18 protein-coding genes and 1 riboswitch are annotated in these 19,569 nt (G+C 74.1%); of the genes, 5 read left to right on the top strand and 13 right to left on the bottom strand.

Annotation, left to right across the window (positions count from 1 at the left end; all coding sequences use genetic code 11):
• Positions 1-46 precede the first annotated feature (46 nt).
• The 3 genes from ACFP3U_RS30325 to ACFP3U_RS30315 form a co-directional block, all read right to left on the bottom strand.
• Positions 47-733 carry a copper homeostasis protein CutC gene (locus ACFP3U_RS30325; protein ID WP_380228929.1) on the bottom strand — a complete coding sequence of 229 codons (687 nt, stop codon included), beginning with the start codon at positions 731-733 and terminating at the stop codon, positions 47-49.
• Between the two features lie 162 nt (positions 734-895).
• Positions 896-1,867, bottom strand: coding sequence for a hypothetical protein (locus tag ACFP3U_RS30320; RefSeq protein ID WP_380228928.1), 972 nt, complete (start codon positions 1,865-1,867; stop codon positions 896-898).
• Positions 1,864-2,256: a PadR family transcriptional regulator gene (locus ACFP3U_RS30315; RefSeq protein ID WP_380228927.1), complete on the bottom strand. Its 393-nt coding sequence runs from the start codon at positions 2,254-2,256 to the stop codon at positions 1,864-1,866. Before ACFP3U_RS30315 ends, ACFP3U_RS30320 begins: the two co-directional genes overlap by 4 nt.
• Before the next feature lie 73 nt (positions 2,257-2,329).
• Here ACFP3U_RS30315 and ACFP3U_RS30310 point away from each other — a divergent pair, with 73 nt between their 5' ends.
• The gene (locus ACFP3U_RS30310; protein WP_380228926.1) at positions 2,330-3,055 is read left to right on the top strand and encodes an HD domain-containing protein; all 726 of its coding nucleotides are present in this window, start codon (positions 2,330-2,332) and stop codon (positions 3,053-3,055) included.
• On the opposite strand, the gene ACFP3U_RS30305 is transcribed toward ACFP3U_RS30310, so the two are convergent.
• The 7 genes from ACFP3U_RS30305 to thrC form a co-directional block, all read right to left on the bottom strand.
• Positions 3,052-5,802 (bottom strand): FtsX-like permease family protein, encoded by a 2,751-nt coding sequence (locus ACFP3U_RS30305; RefSeq protein ID WP_380228925.1) that lies wholly within the window; start codon positions 5,800-5,802, stop codon positions 3,052-3,054. The two genes, ACFP3U_RS30310 and ACFP3U_RS30305, sit on opposite strands and share 4 nt — an antisense overlap.
• A complete protein-coding gene (locus ACFP3U_RS30300; RefSeq protein WP_380228924.1) occupies positions 5,799-6,548 on the bottom strand; it encodes an ABC transporter ATP-binding protein in 750 nt (249 codons plus the stop codon). Before ACFP3U_RS30300 ends, ACFP3U_RS30305 begins: the two co-directional genes overlap by 4 nt.
• 210 nt (positions 6,549-6,758) lie before the next feature.
• Complete coding sequence (locus ACFP3U_RS30295; RefSeq protein ID WP_380228923.1) at positions 6,759-7,118, bottom strand: hypothetical protein; 360 nt, start codon at positions 7,116-7,118, stop codon at positions 6,759-6,761.
• A 149-nt stretch (positions 7,119-7,267) separates the two neighbouring features.
• Positions 7,268-8,890, bottom strand: coding sequence for a chaperonin GroEL (groL, locus tag ACFP3U_RS30290; RefSeq protein ID WP_380228922.1), 1,623 nt, complete (start codon positions 8,888-8,890; stop codon positions 7,268-7,270).
• A 360-nt stretch (positions 8,891-9,250) separates the two neighbouring features.
• Complete coding sequence (locus tag ACFP3U_RS30285) at positions 9,251-9,454, bottom strand: cold-shock protein (protein ID WP_030289665.1); 204 nt, start codon at positions 9,452-9,454, stop codon at positions 9,251-9,253.
• 586 nt (positions 9,455-10,040) lie between these two features.
• A complete protein-coding gene (locus ACFP3U_RS30280) occupies positions 10,041-10,316 on the bottom strand; it encodes a MoaD/ThiS family protein (protein ID WP_380228921.1) in 276 nt (91 codons plus the stop codon).
• Between the two features lie 64 nt (positions 10,317-10,380).
• On the bottom strand, positions 10,381-11,661 hold the full coding sequence (gene thrC / locus ACFP3U_RS30275; RefSeq protein ID WP_380228920.1) for a threonine synthase: 1,281 nt from the start codon (positions 11,659-11,661) through the stop codon (positions 10,381-10,383).
• Between the two features lie 18 nt (positions 11,662-11,679).
• Positions 11,680-11,813, bottom strand: a riboswitch (SAM riboswitch).
• 175 nt (positions 11,814-11,988) lie between these two features.
• Between thrC and ACFP3U_RS30270 the strand changes: the two genes are divergently transcribed.
• Together ACFP3U_RS30270 and ACFP3U_RS30265 are read left to right on the top strand one after the other, a co-directional pair.
• Positions 11,989-12,996, top strand: a complete 1,008-nt coding sequence (locus ACFP3U_RS30270; protein WP_380228919.1) for a glucosyl-3-phosphoglycerate synthase — start codon at positions 11,989-11,991, stop codon at positions 12,994-12,996.
• Between the two features lie 38 nt (positions 12,997-13,034).
• Positions 13,035-14,513 carry an alpha,alpha-trehalose-phosphate synthase (UDP-forming) gene (locus ACFP3U_RS30265; RefSeq protein WP_380228918.1) on the top strand — a complete coding sequence of 493 codons (1,479 nt, stop codon included), beginning with the start codon at positions 13,035-13,037 and terminating at the stop codon, positions 14,511-14,513.
• On the opposite strand, the gene otsB is transcribed toward ACFP3U_RS30265, so the two are convergent.
• The 3 genes from otsB to ACFP3U_RS30250 all read right to left on the bottom strand — a co-directional run bounded on the left by otsB (position 14,488) and on the right by ACFP3U_RS30250 (position 17,081).
• Positions 14,488-15,339: a trehalose-phosphatase gene (gene otsB, locus ACFP3U_RS30260; RefSeq protein WP_380228917.1), complete on the bottom strand. Its 852-nt coding sequence runs from the start codon at positions 15,337-15,339 to the stop codon at positions 14,488-14,490. The genes ACFP3U_RS30265 and otsB overlap by 26 nt on opposite strands.
• Before the next feature lie 97 nt (positions 15,340-15,436).
• A complete protein-coding gene (locus tag ACFP3U_RS30255) occupies positions 15,437-15,724 on the bottom strand; it encodes a DUF3263 domain-containing protein (protein WP_380228916.1) in 288 nt (95 codons plus the stop codon).
• Between the two features lie 73 nt (positions 15,725-15,797).
• Complete coding sequence (locus ACFP3U_RS30250; protein ID WP_380228915.1) at positions 15,798-17,081, bottom strand: extracellular solute-binding protein; 1,284 nt, start codon at positions 17,079-17,081, stop codon at positions 15,798-15,800.
• A gap of 351 nt (positions 17,082-17,432) precedes the next feature.
• On the opposite strand from ACFP3U_RS30250, the gene ACFP3U_RS30245 reads away from it, so the two are divergent.
• Together ACFP3U_RS30245 and nagA are read left to right on the top strand one after the other, a co-directional pair.
• Complete coding sequence (locus ACFP3U_RS30245; protein WP_380228914.1) at positions 17,433-18,377, top strand: ROK family protein; 945 nt, start codon at positions 17,433-17,435, stop codon at positions 18,375-18,377.
• Positions 18,374-19,546: an N-acetylglucosamine-6-phosphate deacetylase gene (nagA, locus tag ACFP3U_RS30240; protein WP_380228913.1), complete on the top strand. Its 1,173-nt coding sequence runs from the start codon at positions 18,374-18,376 to the stop codon at positions 19,544-19,546. The genes ACFP3U_RS30245 and nagA overlap by 4 nt, the downstream gene beginning before the upstream one ends.
• Positions 19,547-19,569: the final 23 nt, after the last annotated feature.

Raw genomic sequence — 19,569 nt, 5'->3', positions numbered from 1 at the left:
CCGGCGCCAGGGCCGACCCGCCACCGCGGGTCGGCCCCGGACGGGTTCAGCCGTCGATCAGCGCCCGCCACTCGGCGACCTTGGCCGCGTCCACCGGCGACTGCCAGCCGGCGGCCCGCACCGCGCCGCCGACGTGGAAGGCGTCGAAGCCGGCCGCCCGCAGCCCCGGCAGGTGCTCGGCGCGCAGGCCGCCGCCGATCAGGATCCGCTGGGTGTGGCCGGGCTCGCCGGCCCGGGCCAGTTCGGCCAGCAGGACGTCCTTGCCCGCGTCCACGCCGCCGGCCGCGCCGGAGGTGAGGAAGGTGTCCAGCCCGGGCAGCGCGCCGACGGCGGCGCGGACGGCGGCCCGGTCGGCGCTGTGGTCGATCGCCCGGTGGAAGGTCCAGCGGCAGCCGGCCACCGACTCGGCGACGGCCTCGGTGGCGGCCAGGTCGACCTTGCCCTCGGCGTCGAGGAAGCCGAACACGAACTCGTCGGCGCCCTCGGCGCGCAGGGCGGCGGCGCGGGCGCGCAGCTCGTCCAGGTCGCCGGGCGCGAAGCCGTCCCGGATCCGGAGCATGACGCGCAGCGGCAGCGCGACGGCGGCCCGGATCTTGGCGAAGTCCTCGACGGCGGGGGTGAGCCCGTCGGCGGCCATGTCCGTGACCAGTTCGAGCCGGTCGGCGCCGCCCGACTCGGCGGCCTGGGCGTCCTGGGGCGTCAGCGCGATGACTTCGAAAATTGGTCTAGACATATCGGATAGCCTGCCACATCGCACCGCCCCCGGCGACCCCCGCGCACCGACCCGGACGCACCGCACGCGGACAGCCGAACGGCCGGACGACCCGGTCCCACATCCGGGTCGTCCGGCCGCACGAGAGGAGGCAAGGCCCCGGTCGTCCCGGCCCGAGCAGGCTCAGGCCAGGCTCCGGTCACCTCCCGCCCCGGTCCGCGTGCGGCCCAGCACCATGCCGAGCAGCACCATCACCGTCGCGACGCCCAGCGCCCACGGCAGCAGCTTCGCCGCGCCGCCGGTCACCTGCCAGAGCCGGAACAGGCTGAACATCAGGGTCAGCGGCAGCACCGCCAGCCCGACCGCCGCCGGCCACAGCCGCCCGCGCACCGCGAAGAGCAGCGCGAACAGCGGCACCAGCAGCAGCACCGCAGCCCCCGTGCCGTCCATCAGCACGTAGGAGCTGTAGAAGTCCTCCGCCGCCAGGACGAGCCCGCCGGCGGCCAGCCCGGCCACCACCAGCACCCACTCACGCCGGCCCGGCCGCTCCAGCAGTTCCTGCGGCGCGAGCGCGAACAGCAGGCCCGCGAACAGCTGCGGGGTCGCCTCGCAGGACTGCAGGAAGGTCAGCCAGCCGTCGGGCAGGGCGAGCGCCGCCCACGCCACGCCCAGCACCCCGACCGACGCCACGGCGAGCCCGGCGGTCCGGGCGAGCCGCCACCGGCCGGCCAGTACGGCGGCGACCAGCAGCAGCGGCACGGCCACCTGGCCGACGTACCAGAGATAGCCGGGCACCTGGACGATCCGGTCCGGCAGGTCCCACATCGAGGACCAGGCCGGGGTGACCGCGTCGCGCACGCCGCGGGCCAGGCCGCCCCCCGCGATCGCCCCGGCGATCAGCGGCGCGGCGAGCGCGAGCAGCCGTCCGGTGGTCGAGGAGGAGGTCAGGCCGGTGCGCATGCGCAGCCCGTACGCCCCGAGGTCGAGGGCCTCGCGGGCGGTGGCGAGCCTGCCGGACTCGGCGGTGGAGTCGGCGAAGACGGCGGTCAGCTCGTCGCCGCGCTCGCGCCGGTAGCGGGCCGGGTAGAGCTTGAGCGCGGCGCGCAGCGCCACCGGCTCGCCCAGCAGTCCGGGCATCGTCTGATCGGTGGTCATGCGAAGGCCCCCCTGACCATGGTGAACGCGAGCTTGGCGGAACCGGTCGCCGGTCGGACGACGGCCGGCCGGACGGCCGCCAGCCGCCGCTGGGCCTCCTCGGCGACGGCGCGCAGCCGCTCCGCCTCGGTGGCCAGCGCGCCCCGGCCGCCCTCGGTGAGCGCGTAGGTGCGCCGGGCGCGGCCGTCGACGACCTCTTCGGCCGCGACCTCGATGAGGCCCTGCTGGAGCAGCCGGTCCAGCGCTCCGTACAGGGTGCCGGTGCGCATCTTGACCCGGCCGTCCGAGATCGCGGCGATCTCCTGGATGAGCGCGTAGCCGTGCCTGGGGGCATCGGCCAGCGCGGTGAGCAGGAGCAGCGTGGGCTCCTGCATGGCCCGTTCTGTCATGTGTCTATATATATCGGCTACCGGCATATCCAGTCCAGATGAATCGCTCATCGGCGTGTCGCGAGCCGCCAGAATGACCCCCATGCCCGAGCCGACAGCCGACACCGACGCCGACCCCGAGCTCCTCGCCGCCTGGACCGCCCTGCTCCGCCGCTGCGGCGCGAGCGCCGATCCCGAGCCGTCCGGCCGGGAGCTGCTGCGCCGCTGGTCCGAACCGCAGCGCCGCTACCACGCCACCGACCACCTGCGCGCGGTGCTGGCCCACGTGGACGCGCTCGCCGGGCACGCCGACGACCCGGACGCCGTCCGGCTGGCCGCCTGGTTCCACGACGCCGTCTACCGCCCGGACCGCAGCGAGAACGAGGAGCGCAGCGCCGTCCTCGCCGTCCGGGCGCTCACCGAGGCGGGACTGCCCGAGAACCGGATCGCGGAGGTGGCGCGGCTGGTCCGGCTCACCGTCACCCACCGCCCCGAGCCGGGCGACCGCGACGGGGAGGTGCTGTGCGACGCCGACCTCGCCGTCCTCGGCGGCGCTCCGGAGGCCTACACGGCGTACGCGGCGGCCGTCCGGGAGGAGTACGCCTTCGTGCCCGAGCCGGACTTCCGCGCCGGGCGCGCGGCGGTGCTCCGGCAGCTGCTCGCGCTCCCCGCCCTCTACCGCACGCCCACCGCGCACGCCCGCTTCGACGCCCCCGCCCGGACCAACCTCGCCGCCGAGCTCGCCCGCCTGGAAGCGGAGCCCCGGGAAGCGGAGTCCGCGGAGCTCCCGGCGGCCACGGACTCCCCGGACACGCCCTAGCCCTGCCGCCGCGCCAGCGGCAGCCGCGAGCGGGTGAACGCGGCAGCGCCCAGCCCCGCCGCCACCGGAAGCACCACCGCGATCGTCACGAGCAGCCCCCACGGCAGGGTGAACGGGGCCGCCGGCCCACCGATCTGCCCGCTCGCGTGCGAGCGCAGCAGCGCCATCGCGGGGACGAACCCGCTGGCCGTGCCGATCACCGCCCCGAGCCCGGCGATCAGCGTGCTCTGCAGCCCGGCCTGGACCCGGTGGATCCGCGGCGGGGCGCCGACCGCGGCCAGGGTGGCCCGGTCGTTGCGGGAGTCGGCGGCGGCCAGGCCGGTGGCCACGGCCGCGGCTCCCAGCACCACCAGCGCGGCGAACCCGGCGAGCGCGAGGCTGATCACGTCGTCCTTCGGCCGGAAGCCGCGCTCCACGTGCAGCGTGGCCCGCGGGACCACCTGGGCCAGATCGGCCTCCACCCGCTGCTGCACCTTGGTGGTGGGCGGGTGCGCGGGCCGCCACACCGAGCCGATCGACTCGGTGGCGAGACCGATCGTGCGCACCGCGTCCGGGCTCATCAGCAGTCCGCCGTACCGGGCGGCGTCCGGGTTGTCGACCAGCAGCGCGTCGACCGCGATCTCCTTGCTGCCGGGCTGCGGCACCTCGCCCGGCCGGACCGGGCCGCCGCCGGCCGCGCCCAGCATGGTGAGCACCGCCCGGCCGTCGTGCAGCCGGGTGCGGTCGAAGACGATCGCCCGGCCGGCGGCCAGCGCCTCCTCGACGGCCCGGTCGTTCACCCCGAACAGGTTGCGCAGCACGGTCGCGTCGCCGACCAGCGCGCGGCTCCCGGGGCCGCCGTCGTCGAACCGGCCGCCCGTCCCCTTGACCTGCACCACGCTGGAGCAGCCGTCGCAGAAGACGTACAGCATGCCGTGCACGTCGGCGCGCGTGCCCGCGTCCGGCAGGTCCCGCTCGACGGCGGCGCGCAGCCGCGGCAGCTTCGGGTCGTCCGGCTTCATCGGGGCTTCGACCACGATGGCCCCCATCGGGGCGGTCGGCCGGTAGGCGGCCCGGTCCTGGGCCTCGGCGCCGGTCGTGTAGACGCCGACGGCGACGGCTCCGGCGACGGCGGCCATCACCGCGGCCACGGCCGGCGCGGTGCGGCCGCGGTGGCGGGCCGAGTCGCGCAGGGCCAGCCGGGGGCCGAGCGGCAGCCGGCCGAACACCGCGATCATCAGCGGGGTGAAGAGCAGGAAGCCGAGTTCGGCGGTGACCGCCCCGGCGAGCACCGAGAGCGCCCGGGTGGTGAGTCCCGCGAACACCGGCATGGCGCCGGTCTGCTGGGTGCCGGCGCCGTAGAGCGCCGCACCCGCGCCCGCGGCGACCAGGAGCAGGCCCAGCAGCGGGAGCCTGCGGCTCGGCGTGCCGACGGTGTCCCGGCCGGTGAGGCCGGCCACCACGTCGCGGCGGGCGGCCTGGACCGCGGGCACCACGGCGGCCAGCAGTGCGGTGACCACACCGACGGCGGCGATGGCCAGCAGGTCGAGCGGCGCGATCGCGAAGTGTCCGAAGCGGCTGCCGCCCGCCTCCTCGGCCCAGGTCCGCAGCAGGGCGACCAGTCCGACGCCGGCCACCAGGCCGACGGCCGCGCCGGTGGCGCCGAGCACCAGTCCGGAGCCGAGCACGACCGCGCGGACGTGGCCTCGGTCGCCGCCGGCGGCGCCGATCAGGGCGAGCTGCCGGCGTGAGCGCCGGGCGCCCACCGCGAAGGCCGGGCCGGCCAGCAGGGCGACCTCCAGCAGCGCCATCCCGGCCACCGTGGCCAGGATGACGACCCGCTTGTCCGCGTCCGGGAGCTTGAACAGATCGGGGTCGTAGGTGACGGCGGACTCGGGCGGCGGGTCGAGCGCGACGGCGCGCGAGGTCACCGTGAAGCCGTACCGGTTGAGCTTCCGGACGGCGGGCCAGTCCAGGGCGGCGCCGCCGGGCATCCGCACCAGCCAGCGCACGGGGTTGGCCTCGTCCGCCCCGGCCGCGGTGAGCCCGGACGAAGCACCTGGGGCGGACGGGGCCGACGCGGCCAGCGGGGCGATCAACTCGTCGGGCCGGGCGACCAGTTCGACCCTGTTGAGGTCCCCCGGGTACTCGACCGCGGCGGTCAGCTTGAACGGCGCGCCGTCGAGGCCCTTGACCGTGGTGGAGTCACCGATCCGCAGTCCGGCCTCGGCGAGGAAGGCCCGGGTGGCGGCCGCCTCGTGCGGGGCGCTCGGCGCCCGGCCCTCGACCAGGTCGACCCGGCCGCGCCAGATCCGGTCGGTGAGGTCGGCCTCGGCGGTCGCGGTGGTGAACAGGCCCTCCCGGGTGGAGGTGCTGACCGCGGGCCCGGGGGTGGCCGGCAGCAGCACGGCGCCCCCGGGCAGCAGCCCGGCGACCAGCTCGGCGGGGGAGTTCGCGGCGGCGGCGGCCGAGGCGGCGGCCGGATCGCTCCGGTCCTCCCGCAGCACCTGCACGCCGTCCTCGGCGAAGACCCCCTGGTCGACCGAGCGGCCCGGCCGGTGGGCGGTGATCAGGGCGTCGGCCCCGCCCATCAGCCGCTCGACCCGCTCGCCGGGGGTGAGCTGGCCGCTGCGGTGGACGACGTCGGCGCCGGCGACACCGAGCACCGGCAGGGCGACCATCGCGGCGACCAGGACGCTGCGGCCCTTGGCACGCAGGGCGTCGCGGCGGGCGATCCGCAGGGCGACGCGCAGGGCGGAGAGCTTCATCGGTGACCGCCGTTCCCCTGGGCGAGCAGCGGGTGCGCGGCCTGCCGCCCGGTGGTCTCCCGGACGACCCGGCCGTCGCTGAGGTGCACCACACGGTCGGCCCAGACGGCGTGCCGGGGCTCGTGGGTGACCATCATCGCGGCGGCGCCCGCGTCGCAGCGGGCCCGCAGCACGGCCAGCACGGCCTCACCGGTGGCGGAGTCGAGCGCGCCGGTGGGCTCGTCGGCGAGGACGAGGCGCCGCTCGCCGACCAGGGCGCGCGCGATGGCGACGCGCTGCTGCTGGCCGCCGGAGAGCTGCTCGGGGAAGCGGTCGGCGAGGTCGGCGATGCCGAGTTCGGTGAGCGCGGCCAGCGCCTCGCGGCGGGCGGTCCGCCCGGAGACGCCGTCCAGCTCCCGGGGCAGCGAGATGTTCTCGGCGGCGGTCAGCGCCGGGACGAGGTTGTAGTCCTGGAAGACGTAGCCGACCGAGCGGCGGCGTACGGCGGCCTGCGCGGTGCGGTTCAGCCCGCCCAGCTCGACGCCCTCGACCAGCACCTGACCGCCGCTGGGCCGGTCGAGGCCGCCGGCCAGGGTGAGCAGCGTGGACTTGCCGGAGCCGGAGGGCCCCATCACGGCGACGAACTCGCCGGCGCGCACGGCCAGGTCGATGCCGCGCAGGGCGTGCACCTCGGCCGCGCCCTGCCCGTGCACCCGGGTGACGGCGCGCAGCTCCAGGACCGGCCGGCCCGAATCTGACTGGGACATGGGTGTTCCCCCTTCGTTCGCGTTGCCGCCCATGCTCAAGTCAGCGGCATACGTCGGTAGACTACATATGCAGACCGCCGATTCGACCAGTCGTCCGTCACAGCCGCGTCACGAAAGAAGCCGCCGCCGCACCCGGAGGCGCGACGGCGGCGAGGAAGGGGGTCAGGAAAGAGGAAGGGGGTCGGACAGGAAGCAGGAAGGAGGCGAGCGCTAGACCAGCTCACCCACCGGGGCCACCACGGCGCCGCGCTTGCCGCACACCCAGTGCGGCTCGGGCCCCAGCTCCGGCTCCACGCTCAGCGCGTGCGGGTCGCCGTCCGCCGCGCAGTCCGCGCAGAGCGGCCAGCGCCCGTGGCTCTCCAGCAGTCCGTCCTGGACGTCCTGGGCGACCAGGCCCAGGACGTACTCGGTCCCGTCCGGCCACTGCTCCAGCCACCAGCGGCGGTGCGTCACGGCCTGCTCCACCAGGGACACCACGGCGGCGTCGGCGGCGTCCCGCGCGGTCAGGTCGGCCAGGATCAGCGCCCGCGCGGTGTGCAGCGCCGTCTCGATGTCGTCTGTGGTAGCCATCCGTCCAGTCTCCCAAGAAGGCCGGGAAACCCGGCAATCGCGCCGCCGTCGACACCGCCCTGCCCCCGGGAACGCCGCGAGGGCGGCTCCCCGTCGGGGAACCGCCCTCGCGGACGAAAGACCTGCCGATCCGATCGAAGCGATCAGGATCAGAAGTCCATGTCACCGCCCGGCATGCCGCCGCCGGCGGCCGCGGCGGCCTTCTCCGGCTTGTCGGCGATGACGGCCTCGGTGGTGAGGAACAGCGCCGCGATGGAGGCGGCGTTCTGCAGCGCGGAGCGGGTGACCTTCGCCGGGTCGATGATGCCCTCGGCGATGAGGTCGACGTAGGTGTTGGTGGCGGCGTTCAGGCCGTGACCGGCGGGGAGGTTGCGCACCTTCTCCACCACGACGCCACCCTCCAGGCCGGCGTTGGTCGCGATCTGCTTGATCGGGGCCTCCAGCGCGACCTTGACGATGTTGGCACCGGTGGCCTCGTCGCCGTCCAGCTCCAGCTTGTCGAACGCGACGGCGGCCTGCAGCAGGGCGACGCCACCACCGGCGACGATGCCCTCCTCGACGGCGGCCTTGGCGTTGCGGACGGCGTCCTCGATGCGGTGCTTGCGCTCCTTGAGCTCCACCTCGGTGGCCGCGCCGGCCTTGATGACGGCCACGCCGCCGGCCAGCTTGGCGAGGCGCTCCTGGAGCTTCTCGCGGTCGTAGTCCGAGTCGCTGTTCTCGATCTCGGCGCGGATCTGGTTCACGCGGCCCGCGACCTGCTCGCTGTCGCCGCCACCGTCGACGATGGTGGTCTCGTCCTTGGTGATGACCACCTTGCGGGCGGAGCCCAGCAGGTCGATGCCGGCGCTCTCCAGCTTCAGGCCGACCTCCTCGGAGATCACGGTGCCACCGGTGAGGATGGCGATGTCCTGGAGCATGGCCTTGCGGCGGTCGCCGAAGCCCGGGGCCTTGACGGCGACGGACTTGAAGGTGCCGCGGATCTTGTTCACGACCAGGGTCGACAGGGCCTCGCCCTCGACGTCCTCGGCGATGATGACGAGCGGCTTGCCGCTCTGCATGACCTTCTCCAGCAGCGGCAGCAGGTCCTTGACCGAGCCGATCTTGGAGTTGGCGATCAGGATGTACGGGTCCTCGAACGAGGTCTCCATACGCTCCAGGTCGGTGGCGAAGTAGGCCGAGATGTAGCCCTTGTCGAAGCGCATGCCCTCGGTGAGCTCGAGCTCCAGACCGAAGGTGTTGCTCTCCTCGACGGTGATGACGCCTTCCTTGCCGACCTTGTCCATGGCCTCGGCGATCAGCTCGCCGATCTGGGTGTCGGCGGCGGAGATGGAGGCGGTGGAGGCGATCTGCTCCTTGGTCTCCACGTCCTTGGCCTGGGCCAGGAGCTGGTCGGAGACGGCGGCGACGGCCTTCTCGATGCCGCGCTTCAGGGCCATCGGGTTGGCGCCGGCGGCGACGTTGCGCAGACCCTCGCGGACGAGCGCCTGGGCCAGCACGGTGGCGGTGGTGGTGCCGTCACCCGCGACGTCGTCGGTCTTCTTGGCGACCTCCTTGACGAGCTCCGCGCCGATCTTCTCGTACGGGTCCTCGAGCTCGATCTCCTTGGCGATGGAGACACCGTCGTTGGTGATCGTGGGGGCGCCCCACTTCTTCTCCAGCACGACGTTGCGGCCCTTGGGGCCGAGCGTGACCTTCACCGCGTCGGCGAGCTGGTTCATGCCACGCTCAAGGCCGCGGCGAGCTTCCTCATCAAAGGCGATGATCTTGGCCATCAGAAGTGGTCCTCCGGGACACGGTCGACTGCTCGGACCAAGGGGTGCCCGCGACGGACGGCCCTGGTGTGCGGGGGTCCTTTCCCCTACCGCTCCCGGGGGCCTCACCGACCCGGTCCGCTGTCACTCTCACGCTGTGAGTGCTAACGCCAATGATTAGCACTCTGGGTGGGCGAGTGCAAGCCCAATCGGGCAACCCGCGAGCCGCGGCACCCCCGCCCGCACCCCCTCCTGCCCCACGCCGGCGACCGCGTCCGGACATGACGGCGGGCCCGGACGACCGAGGTCGTCCGGGCCCGCCGTGAAGCAAGAGGTGCGCCAGCCGAATGGGCCGAGCAGAGCTCCCGGGTGTCGGAAAGGTCAGACCGCCGCGCGGACCATGTCCGCCTGCGGACCCTTCTGCCCCTGAGAGATCTCGAACTCGACCCGCTGGCCCTCCTCAAGGGTGCGGTAGCCGTCCATCTGGATCGCGCTGTAGTGGACGAAGACGTCCGCACCACCGTCGACCGCGATGAAGCCGTAACCCTTCTCCGCGTTGAACCACTTGACGGTGCCCTGAGCCATTCCGAACTCCCCTAGTGCTGTGCTGGCCCTTCACGCGCCCGCAGGTCTGCGGGCCCGGGTCTGGTTGGAGGCCGGCCCGGGGACCCCCCCTGGGCACAGCCGCGCACGCCACAATCCTCCCGATGCCGCCGAACGGCGTCCGGCGAACGGGCGATTGCGTCGACCGCGGCTGAATGTATCCGGATCGACGCCCTCTGCAACAGGGTCAATGGCGGGGAATTCACCCGCGGCACCGGAGGACAGTACGGGAGCAATCGGGATAAGCCGCCGCATTTCCCGCCGGACATAGCGGACGTATTACCCAAAATCCGCGCCAGAATTCTGACACCGGCCTGACATGTTTCCGGGTCACAGGCCCGCCGCGGGTCTCGGCGGGCGGGACGGCGGCGGCGGTGGCGATGCGGCGGATTCGTTCCCGGAGAAGGGGCGGGCGCGCCCCTGTTCCCGGTCCAGCGACACTTTACTCCGCCCGGGACGGAATACATTCCCGCCAAAATGCGCACGGCCGTCCGCGGCACGGAATTCCGTGCCGCGGACGGCCGGTAACGGCGCGCCCGACCCGCGGGGAACGGGCGCGTCCGACGGTTCACCCGCCGGCGACCGCCGGGATGATCGAAACGTTCGCGCCGTCCTTGATCTCGGTCGCCAGACCCTCGGCGAACCGCACGTCGTCGTCGTTCACGTAGACATTGACGAAACGGCGCAGCTTGCCGGTGTCGTCCAGGATGCGCGCGGCGATCCCGGCGTGGTTCCGCTCCAGGTCGGCGATGACCTCGCCCAGCGTGGCGCCCTCGGCGGGCACCTCGCTGGCGCCGCCGGTGTAGGTGCGCAGGATGGTCGGGATGCGGACGTTGGCGCTCATGGGGGTCTCCTCGTTGCGGGCGCTGAGCGGGTGGAGCTGGGGAGTGGCAGACGTCGGGCGGGGATCAGGCGGAGGCCAGGCCGGCGCCCCGGAAGGCGTCCAGGGTCGGCCGGATGACGGCGGTCATCCCGGCGTCCGCGACGGCGTCGAGCGTCTTCAGGCCGTCGCCGGTGTTGATCGCGACGGTCTCCTTCGACGGGTCCAGCTGCCCGGTCTCGACCAGCTTCTTCAGCACGCCGACGGTCACCCCGCCCGCGGTCTCCGCGAAGATGCCCTCGGTCCGGGCCAGCAGCCGGATCGCCGCGACGACCTCCTCGTCGGTCACGTCCTCGACCGCGCCGCCGGTGCGCCGGGCGATGTCCAGCACGTACGGGCCGTCGGCCGGGTTGCCGATCGCCAGCGACTTGGCGATGGTGTCCGGCTTGACCGGGCGGATCACGTCGTGGCCGGCCTTGTACGCCGCCGAGACCGGCGAGCAGCCCGCCGCCTGGGCGCCGAAGATCCGGTACGGCCGGTCCTCGACCAGGCCCAGCTTGATCAGCTCCTGCAGCCCCTTGTCGATCTTGGTGAGCTGGGAGCCCGAGGCGATCGGGATCACGATCTGCTCCGGCAGCCGCCAGCCGAGCTGCTCGCAGATCTCGAAGGCGAGCGTCTTGGAGCCCTCGCCGTAGTACGGCCTCAGGTTGACGTTGACGAAGCCCCAGCCCTCGCCGGCCGGGTCGCCGATCAGCTCCGAGCAGAACCGGTTCACGTCGTCGTAGTTGCCCTCGATGCCGACCAGCTCGCCGCCGTACACCCCGGCCATCACGACCTTGCCCTGCTCCAGGTCGTGCGGGATGAACACGCAGGACCGGAAGCCCGCCCGGGCCGCCGCCGCGCCCACCGCGCCGGCCAGGTTGCCGGTCGACGAGCAGGACAGCGTGGTGTAGCCGAACGCGCGGGCCGCCTCGATGGCGCAGGCCACCACGCGGTCCTTGAAGGAGTGGGTCGGGTTGCCGGAGTCGTCCTTGATGTGCAGCTGCCCGGTGAAGCCGAGCTCGCGGCCCAGGTTGTCCGCCTTCACCAGCGGGGTCCACCCCGGGTTGAGGTTCGGCTTGGTCGCCACGTCGGCCGGGACGGGCAGCAGCGGCGCGTAGCGCCAGATCGACGCCGGACCGGCCTCGATCCGCTTGCGCAGCTCCTCGGCGCCCTCGCTGCCGAAGTCGTAGGCGATCTCCAGCGGGCCGAAGCACTCCAGGCACGCGAAGCTGGGGCCGAGCGGGAACCGGGTGCCGCACTCGCGACAGGACAGCTGAGTGGCGGGGCCGAGGTCGACGGCGGCGGGTGCGACGGTGTCGATAGACATGATGGGCGGAGGCCTCTCTCCTCATCTTCCCCGTGACGCGGTCGCGCCCCAGGCCGGAATTGGCACCTGTCCCGCCGGGGCCCGAAGGCCGGCCGAGCGAGAAGGTTGCCGGGACGTCAACGGGCCGTTCCCTCAGTCCCTCTGGATGAGCTCTGTGAAGTTGTGGTCCTGCTCAGCGGCGACCCCGGCGTGCGAAGGTCCGACCGCTGTACGAAGACTGTATCCGAAGGCCTCGGTCCCGAACGGGACCGTCCGCCACGCGAGATGACACGTCCCACCCTCCCCCCGCCTCCGGCCGGGGAGACCCCGTCCGCCGAGGAGAGCACCGTGCCCGCCGAACCGATCCCCGCGCTCCTCCCCGAGACGGCGTCCTGGCTGCGCCGGCGCTCGTGGAACGCGGCCGACCGCCCGGTGCACACCCTGCCGGCGGCCAAACGCGCGCTCGGCCCGGCCGGCACCGTCAGCGTCGTGCTGCCCGCCCTGGACGAGGAGGCCACCGTCGGCGGGATCGTCCGGGTCATCCGGCGCGAGCTGATGGAGCGGCTGCCGCTGGTCGACGAGCTGGTGGTGGTCGACTCCGGCTCCGTCGACGGCACCGCCGAGGTGGCCGCCGAGGCCGGCGCCACCGTCGTCCACCGGGACGCCATCCTGCCCCGGCTGCCCGCCGCCCCCGGCAAGGGCGAGGTGCTCTGGCGCTCGCTGCTGGTCACCCGCGGCGAGATCGTCTGCTTCGTCGACGCCGACCTGCGCGAGTTCGACCCGGCCCTGGTCTCCGGCATCATCGGCCCGCTGCTCACCGAGCCGGACATCCAACTGGTCAAGGCGATGTACGACCGGCCGCTGGAGACCGACGGCGCGGTGGTCCCGGCCGGCGGCGGCCGGGTCACCGAACTCGTCGCCCGCCCCCTGCTCAACCTGCACTGGCCGGAACTCGCCGGTTTCGTCCAGCCGCTCGGCGGCGAGTACGCGGCCCGCCGCTCACTGCTCGAACGGCTGCCCTTCCCCACCGGCTACGGCGTCGAGCTCGGCCTGCTCGTCGACGCCCTGGAGACGGCCGGCCTGGACGCGCTCGCCCAGGTGGACGTCGGCGTCCGTCACCACCGGCACCAGGACGCCCAGGCACTCGGTCGAATGGCGGCCACGATCTACCGCACCGCGCTGGAACGACTGGACCGCACGCACCGACTGAAGGCCTCCGCGGATCTGGTCCACCCGCTGCTCACCCAGTTCACCCGCGACCCGCTGACCCGCGCCTTCACCGCCCACACCCACCCGGTCACCGGTACCGAGCGCCCGCCGATGCACACCGTCCCCGAGTACGCCACCCGACGCTGAGGGGTTTGCCGCCGCGGACCCACGGCAACCAACCAACCATGGGTGATCTCACGAGCGAGCGTTCGAATCCGTCCGGCTCCGCCTCCGTCCTGGTGGCGTCGAACCGGGGACCGGTGTCGTTCGGCACCGCGGACGACGGCACGCTGACCCTCCGCAGAGGCGGCGGCGGCCTGGTCTCCGGGCTCTCCGCCATCGACGACCCGGACGCCGTCTGGGTCTGCGCCGCCCTGTCCGACGCCGACCGCCGGGCCGCCCGCGAGGCCCCCGACGGCCGCCTCGACCGGGCCGGCCACGAGGTCGGCGGCCAGGCCGTCCGGATGCTCGACATCGACCCCGAGACCTTCGCCCGCGCCTACAACGGCATCGCCAACTCGACCCTCTGGTTCGTCCACCACCTGCTCTGGAACACCCCGACCGCCCCCGCCTTCGACGCCGGCTTCCGCACCGAGTGGCAGGCCTACACCGCGTACAACACCGCCTTCGCCGAGGCCCTCGCCGCCGAGGCCGCCCCCGGCGCCGCCGTCCTGGTGCAGGACTACCACCTCTCGCTCGTCCCGGCGCTGCTCCGCGCGGCCCGCCCCGACCTGCGGATCGGCCACTTCTCGCACACCCCCTGGGCGCCGCCCGAGTACCTGCGGCTGCTGCCCGACGACATCGCCGAGGCCGTCCTCACCGGCGTCCTCGGCGCCGACCGGGCGGGCTTCCTGACCCGCCGCTGGGCGCTCGCCTTCGCCGACTGCTGCGAGCGGTTCCTCGGCGCGGAGGTCCACCGCGAGGCGCTCACCGTGACGTACGCCGGCCGCACCACCGCCCTCGGCGTCCACGGCCTCGGCGCCGACGCCGACTTCCTGCGCGAGCGCGCCCACCGGCCGGACGTCGACGAGCGGCTGGCCACCCTGCGCGCCGCCGTGGGCGACCGCCGCACCGTCGTCCGGGTCGACCGCACCGAGCTGAGCAAGAACATCGTCCGCGGCTTCCTGGCCTACCGGCACCTGCTGCGCACCCGCCCCGAGTGGCGCGACCGGGTGGTCCACATCGCCTTCGCCTACCCGTCCCGCACCGACCTCGCCGAGTACCGGGCCTACACCGACCAGGTGCGGTCGCTCGCCGCGGAGATCGTGGCGGAGTTCGGCACACCGGACTGGCAGCCGCTGATCCTGCACGTGGACGACGACTTCCCGCGCTCGCTGGCCGCCTACCGGATGGCCGACGTGGCCCTGGTCAACCCGATCCGGGACGGCATGAACCTGGTCGCCAAGGAGGTCCCGGTGGTCTCCGACCGGGGCTGCGCGCTCGTCCTCTCCCGGGAGGCCGGCGCGCACGCCGAACTCGGCGAGGACGCGCTGAGCGTCAACCCGTACGACATCGTGGCCACCGCCGACGCGCTGCACGCCGGGCTGACCATGGCGGCCGAGGAGCGGACCGACCGCACCAAGCGGCTGGCCGCCGCGGCGACGGCGCTGCCGCCCCAGCAGTGGTTCCTGGACCAGCTCAACGCCCTGCGGCCGGGCGGCTGAGCTCCTCCCCCAGCGCGCCGAGCAGCTCCACCACGCCGGCCGGGCCCGGGACCACCAGGTCCGCCCGGTCGGCGAGTTCGCGCACCGGCGCGTCCCCCACCGCGCCGCTGCACACCAGCAGCCCGGCCAGGCCCCCCGCGCGCAGCTCCTCCACCGCCGCGAAGGCCGGGACGTCCCCCAGGTCGTCGCCCGCGAAGAGCACCGAACGGGCCGACCGCTCGCGCAGCAGCCCGGTCAGCGCCGCCCCCTTGTCCACCCCCGGCGGCCGCAGCTCCAGCACCAGCCGGCCCGGCTCCACCACCAGGCCGTGGGCGTCCGCCAGCCGCTCCATCGGCGCCCGCAGCAGCTCGAACGCGGCTTCCGGAGCGGCCGTCCGCCGGGTGTGCACGGCCACCGAGCGGCCTTTGTCCTCCACCCAGGTGCCGTCCGGCGCGCCGAGCGCCTTCAGCGCCGCCGGCAGCTCCGCGCGCACCGCGGCGACGCCCGGGTGCGGCGGCGGCGCGGTCAGCTCGCCGTCCTCCCAGCGCTCCGCGCCGTAGTGGCCGAGCACCACCACCCCGTCGATCCCGGCGAGTCCGCCGTACTCGACGGCCAGCGCGGCCGGGCGGCCGGTGACCACCGCGACGGCGCCGACCCGCGGCGCCAGCGCGCGCAGCGCGGCCGTCGCGCCGGCCGCCGCCCGGGCCCGGCTCGGGTCGGCGACGATCGGGGCGAGCGTCCCGTCGAAGTCGAGGGCGATCACGGCGTCGCGGGGCGCGGCGAGCAGCGCCGCCAGCCCCGCGCGGCCGGCGTCGGTCAGCGGTCGCGCAATGTCGGCAAGGCCCATGCCTGGCACCGTACCCACCCGGGCCGGGGGCCACCCGTCGGACCCGACGGACCGGCCAGGGTGCCGGGCGGGGTGCCGGGCGGGGTGCCGGCCGGGGCTACCGCGCCGCCCGGCGGGCGTCGCGGACCCGGCGCAACCGGTTGACCAGCACCGGGGCGTGCGCGAGCGCCTCCGGCCGGTCCAGCAGCGCGTTCAGCAGCTGGTAGTACCGGGTGCTGGAGAGCCCCAGCTCCTCCCGGACGGCCCGCTCCTTGGCACCGGCCGTCCGCCAGCTACGGCCCTCCAGCGCCAGAACGGCCCGGTCCCGGGCGTCCAGCCCGCCCGGCGCGTCCGGCACGTCCGACCGCTCCCGCTCCGGCTGCGCCGCTTCCTCGTCCGCGCCCATCGGGGCCCACCTCCGCCCATCACTACGGAGTGTCATTCTCCCCCGAGGACCCGACACTCCCCGAGGCCCGGACTCACTTGCGGACCCGGGCCGCCTCCTTGACCGCCGCCTGCTGGAGGTCCTCCAGCACCGGCTTGGCCTCGCCGGTCGCGGCCGCCCCGATGCCGGCCTTGATCCGGTTGGAGACCTCGGCCCAGGCCGGGTCGCCGAAGGGGTAGAAGCTCGCGTTGCCGAGCCCGGCCGCGAACTGCTTGAGGTCCTCGTGCTTCGGGTCCCTGGTCATCGCGTCGAACGCGTCCTGGGTGACCGGCAGCAGGTTGTAGGTCTCGTCGAACTTGAGCTGGTTCTCCTTCGCGTAGACGAAGGTGAGGAACCGGCGGATCTCGGCCTTGTGGCCGTTGGCCTTGAACGCCATCATCCAGTCGGCCACGCCGAGGCTGCCGGTCTTCGCCAGGCCGTCCTTCTTGGGGATCGGCGCCGTCCCAAAGTCGATCTTGGCGTTGGCGGCCATCCGCAGCAGCGTCGGGTGGCCGTTGAGCATCGCCACCTTGCCGGCCGCGAAGTCGGCGAACACCGGGGTGCGGTTCATCTTCCCCGGCTCGGGGTAGGTCAGACCGGTGGCGACCAGATTGCTCCGCAGCCAGCCGAAGGTGGCCTGGTTCCGGTCGCTGTCGATGGTGTAGTTGCCGACGTCGTCGGAGAGGCTGCCGCCGCCGCTCAGCGTCCAGAGCATCGACTCGGCCGGCGCCTCCTCGGGCCCGAGCGGCAGCCCGTACGGCGTGACGCCCGGGACCTTGGCCTTGATCTTCTCGGCGGCCGCCCTGAGCTCGTTCCAGGTGGCCGGCGGCTGGGTGATGCCGGCCTTCTGGAAGATCGCCTTGTTGTAGAAGAGCACCCGGGAGGAGGAGACGAACGGGATCCCGTACTGCGTGCCGAGCACCTGCCCGGCGTGCGAGAACGACTCCATCATGTTGGCCTGGGTCTCCAGGGAGAGCACGTCCGCGGCGCTGTACAGCCGGTCGGCGGCGGCCTGGTCGGCGAAGCCGCCGGTCTGCAGCAGGTCGGGCGACTTGCCGCTCCTGATCAGGTCGTCGACCCGCTTGCCGATGTCGGTCCAGCTCGCCACGTCGACGTCCACCTTGATGCCGGGGTTGGCGGCCTCGAAGCGGCGGGCGACGTCCTCCCAGTACAGCTTGGAGCTGGTGTCCGCGCTCTCGCCGTAGTCGGCCGCGACCAGCCGGAGGGTGACCGGACCGTCGTTCTGGCCGGCGCAGCCGGTGAGCACGAGGGCTCCGGCGAGGGCACCGGCCATCGCGACGCCGAACGACCGGGTGGGGACCTGGGCGCGCCTGTCCAACGCGGGTACCGCCTTCGAGGGGGATCCTGTACGGGGTGGGACGGATCTGATCGGGGGGAGATCCGGCCGGGGGGAGGCCGCAATGGTGCCAAATCGGGCATGCAGTGGTCCATACCTCTGGGCCCGGAACGCCGGGTAGTTATCGAAGTGCGGGATTTGTTGCACACCGCGCAACAAAATCCGCCGATCCGACCCGCCGACCCCGCCTCCACTCCTCCCCGGCAGCACACCGGCGGTTCGCGCAAAGTGCCGCACACCGCACACTTCTGCGACAAAGCTCACTCCTTTGGACCAGACCAATCCGACAACTGGACTAGACCTCTTAGACCGGACCGAGGGAAACTGTCCCGCGTGAAGCACGTCATCGCACTCGATGTTGGCGGCACCGGCATGAAGGCCGCGTTGCTCGCCCAGGACGGCTCCGTGCTGTTCGAAGCACGCCGCCCGACCGGGCGGGAGCACGGCACGGACGCCGTGGTCGCCGCCATCCTCGACTTCGCCGCCGACCTGGCGGACGAGGGCCGCGGCCGGTTCGGCGCCGCACCCCTGGCGGCGGGCGTCGCCGTCCCGGGGACGATCGACGAGCGGCGGGGGATCGCGGTCTTCTCCGCCAACCTCGGCTGGCGCGATCTGCCCCTGCGCAGGCTGCTGGGCGAGCGCCTGGCCGGCCCGGACGGCGCGATGCCGGTCGCCCTCGGCCACGACGTGCGCTCCGGCGGCCTCGCCGAGGGCCGGCTCGGAGCCGGCCGGGGCGTCGAGCGCTTCCTCTTCATCGCCCTCGGCACCGGCATCGCCGGCGCCATCGGCATCGACGGCCGGATCGAGGCCGGCGCCCACGGCTACGGCGGCGAGATCGGCCACGTGGTGGTCCGCCCCGGCGGCCCCGCCTGCGGCTGCGGGGCCCGCGGCTGCCTGGAGACCCTCGCCTCCGCCTCCGCCGTCTCCCGCGCCTGGGCCGAGGCCGTCGGCGAGCCCGAGGCCGACGCGGCAGCCTGCGCCGTCGCGGTGGACGCCGGGGACCCTCGCGCGGTCGCGGTCTGGCAGCGCGCGGTCGGCGCCCTGGCCGACGGCATCGTCCTCGCCCAGAGCCTGCTCGACCCGTCCCGGGTGATCGTCGGCGGCGGTCTGGCCGAGGCCGGGGACACCCTCTTCACCCCCCTGCGGGCGGCCGTCACCGAGCGGTTGACCTTCCAGATGCCCCCCGAAGTGGTACCCGCCATGCTCAAAGACACCGCCGCGTCGCTGGGCGCCGGCCTGCTCGCCTGGGATCTGCTCTCCATGGAGGTGACCGCGTGACCGCGGACCGACTCGCACTGTCCGGCGCCCGGCTGGTCCTGCCCGGCGGCGTCGTCGAGGGCGACCGCCTCGCCGTCGAGGGCGAGCGGATCGCCGGGCTCGGCGGCTCCGCCACCCCCGGCGACCTCGACCTCACCGGGTACACCGTGCTCCCCGGCTTCGTCGACCTGCACGTCCACGGCGGCGGCGGCGCCTCCTACGCCTCCGGCATCGCCGAGGAGGCCCTCAAGGTCGCCCGCACCCACCTGGAACACGGCACCACCACCACGGTCGCCTCCACCGTCACCGGCGAGATCGACGACCTGATCCGCCAGGCCGCCGTCCTCTCCGAGCTCGTCGAGGACGGCGTGCTCGCCGGCGTCCACTTCGAGGGCCCGTTCATCTCCCACCACCGCTGCGGCGCCCACCGCCCCGACCTGCTGCGCGACCCCGACCCGGCGCTGGTCCGCAAGCTGGTCGACGCCGCCCGCGGCCACGCGAAGATGGTCACCCTGGCGCCCGAGCTGCCCGGCGGCCTCGACTCGGTCCGGATGCTCGCCGACCTCGGCGTGATCGCCGCCGTCGGCCACACCGACTCCGACTACGCCAAGACCCTGGAGGCGATCGAGGCCGGCGCCACCGTCGCCACCCACCTGTTCAACGCCATGCCCGGCATCGCCCACCGCGCGCCCGGCCCGATCGTGGCGCTTCTGGAGGACGAGCGGGTCACCGTCGAACTGATCAACGACGGCGTCCACCTGCACCCGTCCGTGCTCGACCTCGCCTACGGCACCGCCGGCGCCTCCCGGGTCGCCCTCATCACCGACGCCATGGGCGCGGCCGGCATGGGCGACGGCCGCTACCCGCTCGGCCCGCTCCAGGTCGAGGTCGAGAACGGCGTCGCCCGGCTCGTCGAGGGCGGCGCGATCGCCGGCTCGACGCTGACCCTGGACGTCGCGTTCAAGCGCTCGGTGACGGTCAACGGGCTCGGCCTGGGCCAGGCGGTGGAGTCGCTCTCCACCGTCCCGGCCCGGCTGCTCGGCCTCGCCGACCAGGTCGGCACGCTGGAGGCCGGCAAGCTCGCCGACCTCGTCGTCGTCGACTCCGCGAGCTACGACCTGGTCGCCGTCATGCGCCGCGGCGAGTGGATCGTCGGCGGCGACCGCTTCACCCCGATCGCCACCGTCTGACCCCGGCACGCCGAACGGCCGCC

Source organism: Kitasatospora misakiensis, assembly GCF_042656005.1.
GTDB lineage: Bacteria > Actinomycetota > Actinomycetes > Streptomycetales > Streptomycetaceae > Kitasatospora > Kitasatospora misakiensis.
Note: the sequence above shows the minus strand (reverse complement) of the source record. Positions and strands in the feature narration are given on the sequence as shown.

Coding starts and splice junctions, on each gene's coding strand:
- ACFP3U_RS30325 (WP_380228929.1), bottom strand. CDS start 733: ATGTCTAGACCAATTTTCGAAGTCATCGCGCTGACGCCCCAGGACGCC.
- ACFP3U_RS30320 (WP_380228928.1), bottom strand. CDS start 1,867: ATGACCACCGATCAGACGATGCCCGGACTGCTGGGCGAGCCGGTGGCG.
- ACFP3U_RS30315 (WP_380228927.1), bottom strand. CDS start 2,256: ATGACAGAACGGGCCATGCAGGAGCCCACGCTGCTCCTGCTCACCGCG.
- ACFP3U_RS30310 (WP_380228926.1), top strand. CDS start 2,330: ATGACCCCCATGCCCGAGCCGACAGCCGACACCGACGCCGACCCCGAG.
- ACFP3U_RS30305 (WP_380228925.1), bottom strand. CDS start 5,802: ATGAAGCTCTCCGCCCTGCGCGTCGCCCTGCGGATCGCCCGCCGCGAC.
- ACFP3U_RS30300 (WP_380228924.1), bottom strand. CDS start 6,548: ATGTCCCAGTCAGATTCGGGCCGGCCGGTCCTGGAGCTGCGCGCCGTC.
- ACFP3U_RS30295 (WP_380228923.1), bottom strand. CDS start 7,118: ATGGCTACCACAGACGACATCGAGACGGCGCTGCACACCGCGCGGGCG.
- groL (WP_380228922.1), bottom strand. CDS start 8,890: ATGGCCAAGATCATCGCCTTTGATGAGGAAGCTCGCCGCGGCCTTGAG.
- ACFP3U_RS30285 (WP_030289665.1), bottom strand. CDS start 9,454: ATGGCTCAGGGCACCGTCAAGTGGTTCAACGCGGAGAAGGGTTACGGC.
- ACFP3U_RS30280 (WP_380228921.1), bottom strand. CDS start 10,316: ATGAGCGCCAACGTCCGCATCCCGACCATCCTGCGCACCTACACCGGC.
- thrC (WP_380228920.1), bottom strand. CDS start 11,661: ATGTCTATCGACACCGTCGCACCCGCCGCCGTCGACCTCGGCCCCGCC.
- ACFP3U_RS30265 (WP_380228918.1), top strand. CDS start 13,035: ATGGGTGATCTCACGAGCGAGCGTTCGAATCCGTCCGGCTCCGCCTCC.
- otsB (WP_380228917.1), bottom strand. CDS start 15,339: ATGGGCCTTGCCGACATTGCGCGACCGCTGACCGACGCCGGCCGCGCG.
- ACFP3U_RS30255 (WP_380228916.1), bottom strand. CDS start 15,724: ATGGGCGCGGACGAGGAAGCGGCGCAGCCGGAGCGGGAGCGGTCGGAC.